General features: G+C 43.8%; 15 protein-coding genes. 1 reads left to right on the top strand and 14 read right to left on the bottom strand.

All coding sequences use genetic code 11. The features are described 5' to 3' along the window. Nucleotides 1-81: 81 nt before the first annotated feature. Genes NQZ91_09690 through NQZ91_09670 form a run of 5 tightly spaced genes read right to left on the bottom strand, consistent with a single transcriptional unit; the run spans nucleotide 82 to nucleotide 4,504 of the window. Complete coding sequence (locus NQZ91_09690; GenBank protein UUM57592.1) at nucleotides 82-483, bottom strand: PTS fructose transporter subunit IIA; 402 nt, start codon at nucleotides 481-483, stop codon at nucleotides 82-84. 1 nt (nucleotide 484) lies between these two features. Then, nucleotides 485-1,306, bottom strand: coding sequence for a PTS system mannose/fructose/sorbose family transporter subunit IID (locus NQZ91_09685; GenBank protein ID UUM57591.1), 822 nt, complete (start codon nucleotides 1,304-1,306; stop codon nucleotides 485-487). Further along, nucleotides 1,293-2,189, bottom strand: a complete 897-nt coding sequence (locus tag NQZ91_09680; GenBank protein ID UUM58856.1) for a PTS mannose/fructose/sorbose/N-acetylgalactosamine transporter subunit IIC — start codon at nucleotides 2,187-2,189, stop codon at nucleotides 1,293-1,295. Before NQZ91_09680 ends, NQZ91_09685 begins: the two co-directional genes overlap by 14 nt. A gap of 39 nt (nucleotides 2,190-2,228) precedes the next feature. Beyond that, nucleotides 2,229-2,714 carry a PTS sugar transporter subunit IIB gene (locus tag NQZ91_09675; protein UUM57590.1) on the bottom strand — a complete coding sequence of 162 codons (486 nt, stop codon included), beginning with the start codon at nucleotides 2,712-2,714 and terminating at the stop codon, nucleotides 2,229-2,231. A gap of 17 nt (nucleotides 2,715-2,731) precedes the next feature. Further along, nucleotides 2,732-4,504 carry a beta-galactosidase gene (locus tag NQZ91_09670; protein ID UUM57589.1) on the bottom strand — a complete coding sequence of 591 codons (1,773 nt, stop codon included), beginning with the start codon at nucleotides 4,502-4,504 and terminating at the stop codon, nucleotides 2,732-2,734. 239 nt (nucleotides 4,505-4,743) lie between these two features. Here NQZ91_09670 and NQZ91_09665 point away from each other — a divergent pair, with 239 nt between their 5' ends. After that, nucleotides 4,744-5,454 carry a GntR family transcriptional regulator gene (locus NQZ91_09665; protein UUM57588.1) on the top strand — a complete coding sequence of 237 codons (711 nt, stop codon included), beginning with the start codon at nucleotides 4,744-4,746 and terminating at the stop codon, nucleotides 5,452-5,454. A 106-nt stretch (nucleotides 5,455-5,560) separates the two neighbouring features. Here the strand turns inward: NQZ91_09665 and NQZ91_09660 are convergent, their stop codons facing one another. The 9 genes from NQZ91_09660 to NQZ91_09620 all read right to left on the bottom strand — a co-directional run bounded on the left by NQZ91_09660 (nucleotide 5,561) and on the right by NQZ91_09620 (nucleotide 12,052). Next, on the bottom strand, nucleotides 5,561-6,022 hold the full coding sequence (locus NQZ91_09660) for a YtxH domain-containing protein (GenBank protein ID UUM57587.1): 462 nt from the start codon (nucleotides 6,020-6,022) through the stop codon (nucleotides 5,561-5,563). Further along, a complete protein-coding gene (locus tag NQZ91_09655; protein UUM57586.1) occupies nucleotides 6,006-6,419 on the bottom strand; it encodes a DUF948 domain-containing protein in 414 nt (137 codons plus the stop codon). Before NQZ91_09655 ends, NQZ91_09660 begins: the two co-directional genes overlap by 17 nt. A 12-nt stretch (nucleotides 6,420-6,431) precedes the next feature. After that, a complete protein-coding gene (gene lgt / locus NQZ91_09650; protein UUM57585.1) occupies nucleotides 6,432-7,208 on the bottom strand; it encodes a prolipoprotein diacylglyceryl transferase in 777 nt (258 codons plus the stop codon). Between the two features lies 1 nt (nucleotide 7,209). After that, nucleotides 7,210-8,142 (bottom strand): HPr(Ser) kinase/phosphatase, encoded by a 933-nt coding sequence (gene hprK / locus NQZ91_09645; GenBank protein UUM57584.1) that lies wholly within the window; start codon nucleotides 8,140-8,142, stop codon nucleotides 7,210-7,212. Nucleotides 8,143-8,376: 234 nt separating this feature from the next. Further along, nucleotides 8,377-8,646 (bottom strand): PspC domain-containing protein, encoded by a 270-nt coding sequence (locus NQZ91_09640; GenBank protein ID UUM57583.1) that lies wholly within the window; start codon nucleotides 8,644-8,646, stop codon nucleotides 8,377-8,379. Next, entirely contained in the window at nucleotides 8,636-9,397 is a 762-nt protein-coding gene (locus tag NQZ91_09635) for a hypothetical protein (protein ID UUM57582.1), read from the bottom strand. Before NQZ91_09635 ends, NQZ91_09640 begins: the two co-directional genes overlap by 11 nt. A 78-nt stretch (nucleotides 9,398-9,475) precedes the next feature. After that, nucleotides 9,476-10,447 (bottom strand): 1,4-dihydroxy-2-naphthoate polyprenyltransferase, encoded by a 972-nt coding sequence (menA, locus tag NQZ91_09630; protein UUM57581.1) that lies wholly within the window; start codon nucleotides 10,445-10,447, stop codon nucleotides 9,476-9,478. Further along, the gene (locus NQZ91_09625; protein ID UUM57580.1) at nucleotides 10,437-11,480 is read right to left on the bottom strand and encodes an FAD:protein FMN transferase; all 1,044 of its coding nucleotides are present in this window, start codon (nucleotides 11,478-11,480) and stop codon (nucleotides 10,437-10,439) included. The genes menA and NQZ91_09625 overlap by 11 nt, the downstream gene beginning before the upstream one ends. A gap of 68 nt (nucleotides 11,481-11,548) precedes the next feature. Continuing rightward, nucleotides 11,549-12,052: an FMN-binding protein gene (locus NQZ91_09620; GenBank protein ID UUM57579.1), complete on the bottom strand. Its 504-nt coding sequence runs from the start codon at nucleotides 12,050-12,052 to the stop codon at nucleotides 11,549-11,551. Nucleotides 12,053-12,109 lie beyond the last annotated feature (57 nt).

The following is a 12,109-nucleotide window of genomic DNA, read 5'->3' as shown; positions in this document are numbered from 1 at the left end:
GTATTAGCTTGCCATAATACTTTGGAATAACCCTCGCTTTCGTATTTTCAGGCTCGGGCTGAAAAACTCCACTGGAGTTTTTCACTCATCCTCATCATCGCTAGATGTGAGGAGTTTGTTGATGTGTTGAATATTGGTTGAACCAAATTCGACGTAGTCAACGTCCTCTCCAAGGAGAACACCATTCAAGAAACCGATGACCATCGGCATGTTCATACCTGCATAGAGGTCAAACTGCGCACCGTCAATCAATTTACGAGAAACCACGTTAGCAGGTGTTCCACCAAGTAAATCTGCGAAGACAACAAAGTCGTCTAAATCTGCAATTGTTTCTTCAAATTTTTTCTGGAAGTCTTCTGGACCTTCTTCAGGAAGGAGTGCCACAGTAAAGATATTGTCCTGTGGCCCCATAATCATCTCAGTGGATTTTTTGAGTTCCTGACAGAATGTTCCATGACTTACTAACACTAAGCTCTTTGTCATATTAAGCGCCCATACCAAATGCGAAGCGACCAAGCGCTGAGAAGGCAAGTGCCAATACAATGATAATCAAGATAGCCTTAGTTGAAGTCATACCCTTGCGGCCCAACAACCAGAAGACAAAGCCTGTGAAGATTGCAGGAACCAAACGTGGGAAGATTGAGTTCAACAAGTCTTGGATATCAATTGTTTTCTCACCGATTGCTGGAGTCCAAGATACTTCAAAGTTGATCATAGTTGCAATCAAGGCACCCATCATGAAGACACCCATTACAGATGCTGCATCAACAAGGGCAGTCAAACGATCGCGCATTGTTGTGATCAGTTTAGTACCTTCTTTGTAAGCAACTTCCAACTGTTTCCAACGGAAGATGTCGTAGACAACTGCTACAGCAACCCAGAGGAAGATACCGAGTGGGTTCCCATCAGATGCAAAAGTCGCTGCAATTGTACCCATGATAGCTGGTACCAAGGAACCAAAGATAGAGTCACCGATAGGGGCAAATGGTCCCATCAAACCAGTCTTGATACCATTAACCGCATCTTTAGAAGCAACACCGTCGCTTTCTTCGAGGGCAAGGTCAATACCAGTGATGATGGTGTGGAAGAATGGAGAAGTGTTGAAGAATTGTGTATGCAATTGCATCATTTCTTTCAATTCAGGAGTTCCATCTCCATACATTTTACGCAATTGAGGCAAAATCATGTAAAGGTAACCAGAACCCTGCATCCGCTCGTAGTTCCAACCCAATTGATAAGTGAACAAGCTACGTTTGTTGATTTGATTAAAATCTTCTTTTGTTAATTTGTAATTAGATTTCGTCATCGTCAATTTCCCCACTTTCTGAATTTGATGGAGCAACCACTGCTACTTTTTGGCTATTGATGTAGTGCAATACTGAAAGGAATGCACCGATAATCGCAATACCGATCATTGACAAACCTTTGAAGTTGTTAACAAATGATACACCTGCATCTTCTGGAAGAGTTCCAACGATGCCTGCAACAGCACCACCCAAAGCAGATACGTTACCGTAAAGAACAGTCAACATAGCTGTAAGGGCAAAACCGATTGCCAAGTAGTGAAGGTTACGTTTAAGTGGAAGGTAGTGGAGCAAGATTGCAAATCCAAGACCTGGAAGCATACGAGCAGCGAGAGTCAAACCATCAGCAACCCATTGGTATTGTTGGATAGTGTTAACCATTGATTCAACGAAGCCACCACCGAAAGTGAGAGCCAAGAAGACTGGAAGTGCACGAGAGAGTGCCCATGGAATCGCACCAAGAAGGTAGTTACGCTCGATTGCTTTGTAGTCGAATTTTTCAACCGCAGCATCCACACGGTGTGCGAAGTAAGTAGTTGAGAAACGACCTGCAATATCAGTATAAACAAGAAGTGCCGCTACTGGTACCGCGATAGTTGATACCGCAAGTTCTGGATCGATACCTTGTGAAACAGAGAAAGCTGTCGCAAGAACCGCACCTGAAGTTGCGTCGATACGAGATGCACCACCGAAGGTACCAACACCGAGTACCATCAATTGAAGAGATGCACCGATAGCAAGACCAGTGGCCATATCACCCATGATCAAGCCTGAGATGAACCCTGCAAAGACTGGTGAACCTGCTGACGATACGATAGTCAACTCATCACAAATCTGATAAGCAGAGTAGAGCGTTAAAAGTACTATTTGCCAGAATTGCATAATAGTGTTCCTCCTTTAAAATTTTTCAAAAATATCCGAATGTTAACGAACTTTATCCAACAAAGGCATAAAGTCTTTAGGTGTATCACCTGGTACCATTTGAGCAATCAATTTTACTCCCTTGGCAACCAAGGCATCAAAATCAGCGATATCCTTATCAACCACGTTGATAGAACGAGTCACTGAACGCGTTTCAGGTGTTTGAGACATGTTCCCTACGTTCAATTCAGGAATTTCTACACCATATTCAACCAAGCGCAGGAAGTTTTCAGGGCGACGTGCTACAATCAAGAGACGTTGGCTATCGTACTTACCTTCCTTGATGTTGTTCGCAGCTTTTTCAATTGGCAGAATAGAAAGTTTTACTCCCGGCGGAACCGCCAATTTCAAACCTTGTTTTTCAATATCATTTTGAGCCACAGCATCATCAATAACCATGATACGACCAATATTCAATTTGGTTGTCCACAGGTTAGCAACCTGACCGTGAATCAAACGACCGTCAATACGTGTAGCAATGATTGCCATACTAAATCTCCTTTTTTCTAAAGTTCTTTATAAATGGGTTCTTGTGAAAAGCTTATCTTCTCTCTATATCTTCCTTCCGTCTCAAAGACGACTATTTCATTTTCTCCTTTCTTTAAGTATCCTTTTGGTATATAGAGATAAAGGATTGGGCCTTTTTCCCAAAAACGTCCGATATTAACATTATTTACAAATACAACACCCTTACCAAACCCTGTCATATCAAGGTAGGTATCCGCCAATTCATCCGCTTCAAATCGGTAGCGGTAAAAGGCTGGCTGCCCTTCCTTCCACTCCTTGGTAAAATCTACCGTTTCCACAGATTCTAGGGGGAGAGGATAGGTTTGCCAATTGCCGATAAAGTGAAGATCAGCTATCGCGCCCCTACCAATACCTTTGGACTGGGTTGGTGCGGTTAGCTTGTGACCATAATTGACACGTCCCATATTTTCGACCAGGATTGAAATGTCGGTGTGCTGATTCTGCAAATCCAGCTCAATATCCTCACCGATTTCCGTCTGATACTGAGTTGTGACCAGATGGCCATCTGCATAGACCTGTATCCTGTCACGCGCATCAATCACTCTAAACCGTTCCGCCTCATCCTTATCCTTTTCAATGGTAGTCTGGTAGAGAATGTAGCCTGTATTCTGACCCAACTCTTCCATATTTTGTGGATAGAAGCTAGATAGGGAACCGCTTACATTTTCTAGTGTCCCAAAGAGACTAACTTTTGCCTCTAATTCCACCGATGGGTAGGCTTTGGCTGCTTTAATGAGTGGTTCAGCATAGTTCAATTCTGGATAGGCTTCCTTCATCAAGGATTGAATAGCATAGAATTTCTTAGTAGGATTCCCCGCCTCATCCAAGATGGCATCGTAGTCATAGGAAGTTACCTGTGGTAAATCAATCTGACCCCGGGCCGAACAGCCGTTCATAAAGCCGAAGTTAGTCCCTCCATGGAACATGTAAAGATTGATAGACCCAAGCTGGATACAATCCATGACAGACTGGGCAAGCTCATCTGGGTCCCGGCGAATAATCTCATCTCCCCAGCGATTGAACCATCCATCCCAAAATTCCATACACATGAGTGGCCACTTCTTATCGTATTCATCGAAGAAATCTTGCATCATAGCAAAGTTTTCTGCAGCCTTGGAACCAAAGTTTCCTGTGACCAAAACATCATCGTCTATCAGGGTACCAGCTCTCAGAGTGGCTCTCCATGGACCATCCGATGTGAAAAAGGGAGCTGTCAGGCCATGCTTTCTCATCAAATCTGCTACTGCTCTCAGGTATTCCTTGTCCTCACCGTAGGAACCATATTCATTTTCCACTTGGAACATGAGAATGTTTCCACCTTGTGAGAGTTGGTGCTTGGCCAATTTCGGAAGAAGAGAAGCGTAATATTCATCTAAATGCCTCAGATAAGTTGCATCGTGCGAACGTATCCGAAGCTCCTCCGTCATCAACCAAGCGGGGAGACCTCCCCATTCCCACTCTGCGCAAATATAGGGGGAAGGACGAACAATAGCATATAGCCCTAAATCCTGAGCAATGCTTAGAAATCGTTCGATATCTAAGATTCCTTCGTAGTTGAACTGACCTTTCTGAGGCTCGTGCCAGTTCCAGGGGACGTAGGTTTCAACTGTATTAAAACCCAGGGCCTTTAAATTGTACAAAGAGTGATACCAATCATCAGGGTGAACCCGAAAATAATGAATTGCACCAGAAAGAATTTTGAAAGACTTCTGATCCAAATAGAACTGATCCTTTATTTCAAATTTCTGCATTTATTTTGCCTCCGATGTCACTGCATCCCTTTGTTATCAATATATTAACACAAATTACTGGTTATGTCCAGTAGTTTTTTGAAAAAATGTAAAATTTTTTAAATTTTTTTCAAAGCCTATTTTTGAAAGAAATTTGTGCATTTTTGAGCAATTTTGAGCATTTCCAGTTTTCAATTTTAAAGATATTTAGTATAATGAAAGTTAAAGGGAAGTATTAGGAAAAAGAAAGGAAACCTACTATGAAAGTACCTAAGTATCAATTAGTTCAAAACGATCTTCGTCAGCAAATTATTTCAGGAAAATTTGAGAATGGCGATAAGTTTTACACCGAGGCTGAGTTAACCAAGCTATTTAACGTAAGTTCTATCACTGTTATCCGTGCAGTCAATGAATTGGTTAAGGACGGCTACCTCGTTCGCCAACAGGGTAAAGGAACCTTCGTTTCTCGTTCTCGCAAAGGAAAGCTTGTTGAGTTTTCTGATATCGAGATTTTCCCTATCGGCAACGACACTGTCACAGTGCTGGGTTGTGAAAAAGGAAATGAAGCTCATATTCTTGAAAAGCTTCAATTGGATAGCAATGACTTCTATTACAAGATTTCTCGCGTGCGTACAACAGATGGTCAACCTTATATTTACCACCAGTCTTACATCCCTGCTCGATATATTCAACAGCCTCAAGCAGATCTCTCGCATTTCCAATCGCTCTATCAACGATTTAAGCTAGACTTCAATATCCACATGTCTGAGGAACCTTATGTGGAAACCAATGAAATTGTTTTCCCTTCACCTAAGGATGTCAAGGAACAGTTGAAGCTTCAGGCAAAAGAACCAAGCATTCTTCAAATCCGCACTACACATAAGAGTGGCAGCAATGAAGTGATTGAATATGTAGAGACTTATAAACACTGGAAATACTATAAGATCGAAATTTCTGCCAACAAGCGCTAAAAATCGGCAAACACCATGGAAAACCATGGTGTTTTTGTCTACTCTGATGCTTCAACCTATACAAAAAAATTAGATAGACTGCTCTACCCAATTTTTCATGTTATGATTAGAGTTCAGTTTCCGAAGTCTGGTCTTCTTCAACTGCTTCGACAACTGATTCTATTACGACGTCCGCAATGTCCATTTCAATATCTTCAGACACAATCACTGCATCTTCGACATCTTCTTCATCAACTGTTGGCGCATGGACTGTCTTAGACTTGATTGATTCAAACAAATCCTTAGACTTCTCTTTGCCTGTCTGCACCAGGTCCTCGACCGTCAATTCACCTGTTTCCAGTTGAGACTTGACCTCTGTAAATTTATCCGTGGCTTGCTTGCCCAAATCCTGAGCCTTAGAGACTAGGTCGGCATTGATTTCTTCATGGTTTTCCTTGTAGTCATTAGCAAAAGAAACCACCTTATCCTTTACTGCCTTCCCTGTTTTGGTGGCCAGAAAAGCTGCTGCTGCCGCTCCACCTGCTGCACCCAGCAAGAGGCTTGTGACGATACTAGATTTTTTTACCATTTTTTGCTCCTTTCTTTCCTAAGAGAGATGATACTGTTGTAAGGGCAGAGAGGGCTCCGCCTGCTTTAGCCGTTGATTTGCCCGCTGACTTGGCCTTGACTGTCAAATCACGCGCCGAGGCATTGAGGTCGGACACTGAAGTCGACAAGTCTGCCACTGCCACAAAGAGCGGGTCGAGAGTTGACACCTTGCCATTGACATCGTCGACCAGGACATTGGTCTTGGCTAGGATTTCATTGGCCTGAAAGAGGGTCACATTGACATCACTGGTCAAGACCTTAATGGTTTGCTGGGCCTCATCTGTCACCTTGCCGACTTTTTGCAAGAGCAAAACCAGGTAGATAGCCACTGCCGCAATGGACAAGGCAATGATCAATACTGAAATTTCGATTAACATATATTCTCCTTTTTAGGATTGATAATAGGGAACTGTGGATTTTCTTCTCCGCACCAGGACCATGCTGATACCGACTAGGATAAGTAGTCCCGACAGCCATTGGGACACTCGAATGCCCAAGAACATGAGACTATCTGTCCGCATGCCTTCAATCAAGAGACGACCGCAACCATACCAGATCAGGTAAAAGGCGGTGATTTCTCCCTGCTTGAGGAATTTCGGTCTTCTGCGCAAGACACAGATGAGAGCAAAACCAAGGATATTCCAGACAGATTCAAAGAGGAAGGTCGGCTGGCGATAGGCACCATCGATAAACATCTGGTCTCGGATAAAGCTTGGTAGGTAGTCCAAGTTGGCTACCTCTGCACCATAGGCCTCCTGGTTAAAGAAATTGCCCCAGCGGCCAATAGCCTGTGCCAGCATAACCGATGGTGCTACCACATCCAGGAAGTCCAGGGTCTCGATAAACCGGTATCTGGTAAAGAAATAGAGGACCAAGGCACCAGTTATCAGACCACCATAGATAGCAATCCCACCATTCCAAATGGCAATGACATCCAGCAAGTTGTCCTTATACTGGTCCCAGGAAAAGACGACATAGTAAATGCGAGCCCCGATGATTGAAATAGGAAAAGCCCAGAGGATAAAATCCAGGATATCATCTGAAGAAATTTTCTTTCTAGGTGCCTCTTTCGATGCCAAATACACACCTAGAATCAAGCCTGTCAAAATACAGATTGCATACCAGCGGATCTCCAGAGGCCCTAATTGAATAGCAATTGGCCCCATACTAGACCTCTTCCTTGTTTGTTTCGATCAAGTTGGTCAAGCGTTCTTCAAACATCTTGGTCGCATCAAAGCCCATCTGCTTGGCACGGTAGTTCATAGCAGCTGCTTCAATCACGACAGAGATGTTTCGACCAGTTTTGACAGGGATACGGATTTGCGGAATTTCAACACCTGCAATCTCGATGGTGTCGCCTGAATTGCCCAGACGGTCAAAGACCTTGCCTGTTTCATAATTTTCCAGATAAACCGCCAACTGAACCTCTGATGAATCCTTAACGGCACTCGCACCATAGAGACTCATAATATCAATGATACCGACCCCACGGATTTCCAATAGGTGGCGCAGAATTTCTGCTGGCTCACCCCACAGAGTCACATCATCCTTAGCAAAAATATCCACACGGTCATCCGCTACCAGGCGATGACCACGCTTAACCAATTCCAAACCAGTTTCACTCTTACCGATACCAGAATCTCCCTGGATGAGAACACCCATGCCATAAATATCCATGAGAACTCCGTGAACACTGGTCCGTTGGGCCAAACGACTATCTAGGAAAGAAGATAATTCCCCAGACAAACGACTGGTCGCTGTCTTGCTACGGCAGATCGCAATTTTCTTTTCCTTGGCCGCCTTGTACATCTCCTCAGGAATTTCCAAATCACGGGCTACGATAATCACCGGCGTTTCCGGCTGAAACATCTGCGATAGGACCTGATAGCGGTTATGGGCTGTCATGGCCATCATATAAGACCACTCCTTCATCCCCATGAGCTGAATCCGCTCTGGAGCGTAATAGTCAAAATAGCCCGTCATCTCCAAGCCTGGACGCGTAATATCAGCTGTTGTAATTTCCTTGCGCAACAACTCTTCTGTACTATACGCAGGCTCAATCCGCAGATTATCTACCAAATCTTTTACATATACTGTCATGCATTCCCTCTCTTTCGCTTCTGAAATTGTATCCACAAGTACGGTACCTTTAAATAAGAAATCGTTTTCTCACATCAAAGCCGTTTTTGCTACAATACCGACTGTATTTCGAGAAAAACAAGCCTTATCTCAGGTACCGAGCTGTGAATACGGTTCTCAATATATTATACCATAAGCAACACTAATTGGTAACAAATAAGAAAAAGTTTGGAAGAAAGCTCCCAAACTCTGTTCTTAAAACCAGTTTTTCCGAATTTTTTCAGCATCCTTGATTTTTCGTGGGCCCATTCCATAACGCTCAGCATCCTGCTCTTCCTTGTAGGGAAGAAAATAGGCACCTGCTATATAGAGGACCAAGGTTAGCAAGGAAGCTCTACCGATCAATAGACTGGCTAAGAATAAGCCACGAACCAGCCAGACTTCCCAGCCCAGCTTGTGGGCTAGGCCAGCCAGTACACCAGCTAAGACTTTTCCCTGTTTGCATTTATATAATTCAATCGACATCTTTTATTCCTTTCACATAAAAGGCACTTTGACCAGTCTGAGCACGGATATAGAGCACATCATCGCCTGATTTCTCAAATCGGTAGGGACTGATCTTTTTCCGGCGATTGACTCGAATTTGTCCAGTCTCCGATTCAATTTTTCCTTGAATTCCTTGCCCCTTTCCAGCCTGCAATATTAAGGGTGCTTGATCCAGCTGGACATAGAGATGTTGGGCATAACCACCACATGTGTTCAAACGGATATCCTGTTGTTTTTTATCCTTCGAACTTCGGATGGAAATGTCTTCAAAAGGCAGGTAATCCAAGCGGGCATCTGCCTGACCCAGGTCCAGGTCAAAGACTGACATCCAGCGCTGAGGCAAGCTAATAGTCAGTTTGCAGGGCAGACTACTAGAAAAATAGAGACCCTTTTTCTCCAGATAGAGCTGGGGGAGTTTTTCCTCAGGTGCATTTTCTTGATAGATAATCTCAAGGCCCACCTGGTCCGTCTTGGATTGGGTCACGGTCAAACGCCCTGCTAGGATATTGAGAAAAAGAGATTCGATTCCGTCAAAGCTATATTCTTGCTTGCGCTTATTGGAAGAAAATACCTTGAGATTGGTCAGACTAAAGCTCAATTTAGCTTTTTCATCCTCCAAGAGAAATTCCGGCTGTTGGTCTAATTCCAAAAACAGAGCCCGTGCTTCTGCCTTGGTTAGCACTCCCTTTTCATATAGTTCTATCAAGCGTTCTTCTTGTGTTCGTGACATTCCATCCACCTCAATTCTCTTCTAGTATAGCATATAAAAGCAGAAAAGAATCAGCCCGAAGACTGATTCTATCATTTACTATTTCCAGCTCCAAAAGATAATGGCTACTACTAAAAACAAGACATAGATAGCTGCAAAGAGGACAAAGCTTTTCACAGCTTCGATAAAGGTTTCTCCCTTAACCTGCTTTTTCAGGAATCTCTTCAAACTCTTGTAGGCAGGAATGATTCCAAGTAGACCGAGCAAGGCCCAGATTGGCAAAAATCCTGTCAGGCAATAAATCAACCAGAGCAACCAGGGCAGACTAGCAAGAGTAAAATAAAGTTGGAGCGCATGTTTCTTTCCGATATAATAGACCAAGGTATAGCGGTGGTTACGGATATCCTCTTCCAGGTCGCAGGTGTTATTGGCCAGCATGATATTGGCAATCAAGGTCACCAAGGGCAAGGACATGAAGAGAATTTCCAAAACCTTAATCCAATCAACTTGCAAGCTCAGCCATTGCCCATCCAAACGAGCAAGCAGAAGACTGTCAGGCGCCTGGATAAAGACAGCTAGGAAGAAAATCCCCAACCCCATGGTCACTCCAGAAAACACCTCGCCCAGCGGCATGCGGGAAAGCGGAATGGGACCGAAGGTGTAGAAAATCCCAATCAAAAAACAAACAGCCCCCATAGGCAAGAGCAACCAGCTGGTCTGCCAAACTAAGATAAGGGAAACCAGGCTTGAAAAGACCAGCAGACCGAGGACGATGTCAATCATCTGCTTGAAATCAAGGGCAAACTTTCCGATAACATTGCTCTCTTGACGATAGACCTCGTCCTTGGCCTTGTGAAAATCCATGCTGTTGTTAATAGCAGTTGTGCACATGTCAAAGCTAAGGACAGCCAGTACAAAGAGCAGGGTGTTGAGCCAATTGAAGGTCTGGTAGCGGTAGAAAGCCCAAAGAATGCCGATGGTCATAGGAAAGACACTGGCAACCTTGGTTTTGAGCTCTACAAATTCTAGGAATACGGGCAAGGTTAGCCCTTTTTTACTATTAGTTGACAAGATGATACTCCTCGTTGCTTAGTTCAAATGAATCTTTTAAACCATCACTGACATGAACTCCCTGGTCTTTATCAATGAAAACAGCCTCGACACCTTCCTGTTGATTGATAAAATCAAGCCCCTTTTCCACTCCTAAAAGGAAGAGGGTTGTCGATAGGGCATCACCCTGCATAGACGATTGCGAAAAGACTGTAACACCAGAGATGTCATTTTCCACAGGATAACCGGTCTTGGGATCAAGGATATGGTGGTATTTAACCCCATCCACCTCGACATAGCGCTCATAGATACCGGACGTCACGACAGAATCGTGAGTGCCAGGGACAGAGCCCACGGTAGCTCCACGCACTTCATCAGGGTCTTGCACGCCGACATTCCAGCCATCTTGACTAGAAGGCGAATCCCCCATAACCACTACGTTGCCACCCAGATTGATGATAGCCGTCGTGATACCTTTGCTGGCAAAGAGTTCCCGTACTTTATCGGCAATATAGCCCTTGGAAATAGCCCCCAGCTCCAGGGTCATCCCCTCCTCAATAAAGACTGTCTTTTTCTCCTTGTCTAGCTGGATCTTTTTATAGTCAATAAATGGCAGAGCTGCCTTGATTTCCTCGTCCGAAGGCTTACGGGCATCTGGATCTCCGATTTTCCAGAGATTGCTGACGGCACCAATAGATACATCAAAGAGGCCGTCGCTTTCCTTGCCCATCTCAATAGCAGTTTCCAGAACCTCAAAGGTCCTCTCATCAACGACAACCGGCTCTTTCCCAGCCGCTTGATTGATACGGTAGACATCTGCTCCCTCAAGGTTGGTTGATAGTAGACCTTCCATTTCCTTGATATAGGCAACAGCCCGATCCATGACCTCTTCCTGACCTTCATGGTAGATACTGAGCTGGACCACGGTGTGGAGCAGACTTTCGCTACGGGTCAAGGGACTTTTGATGACAGGCAGAACCTCTTCTTTCTTGCCACAAGCGACTAATAGAATCAGCACAAGACTCAAACAGAGCCATCTTAGCGCTTTTTTCATAGATTATCCTCTCTAAACAGAAAACACAGTAGGCTGGCTACCGTGTTTCCCTCTTGTTTTTGAATAGATTATTCAAATGTCAATTTTACTGTTTCAGTATTTCCTTCTTCAGCAGCTTTCAAGAGCTCTTCAACTGATTTCTTGAAGTTTTCAGAAGTCTGAGTCGCACCAGATACAACTTCTACATCTGCGCTTTGAGCTGCAAGAAGTTCTTCGTCAAGCTTGTCAGTTGCATCTTTAGATGAGATACCTGATTTTGCTTCCATGTTTTTATTGTACTCTTCGTCTTCAGACTTCAAAGCACCGTCAGCATTTTCATAGTCAGCTGTTGAAGCAGTGATTTTACCATCCTTGATAGTAATTTCATGTACAAACTTCCAACCGCGCTCATCGAAATCAGACTCAGCTTTGTAAGTACCATCTTTCCAAGTTGCTGTTGCAGTTGCTTCAGAAGCTGCAATTTCAGCAGAAGAAGCTGTTGTTGCTGCTTCTTCTTTAGCACCACATGCTACCAAAGTAAGAGCTACACCAAGAACCAAGACACTTTTCAACATCCATTTTGTTGATTTCATATAAATACTCCTTTGGAATTATTTGTTTTTCTTATATTATGATATAACTTTTTTCCA

The sequence above is a fragment of the Streptococcus suis genome, from assembly GCA_024583055.1.
GTDB classification, from domain to species: domain Bacteria; phylum Bacillota; class Bacilli; order Lactobacillales; family Streptococcaceae; genus Streptococcus; species Streptococcus suis_V.
The sequence above is the reverse complement of the archived record's forward strand: the minus strand, read 5'-3'. Positions and strand labels throughout refer to the sequence as shown.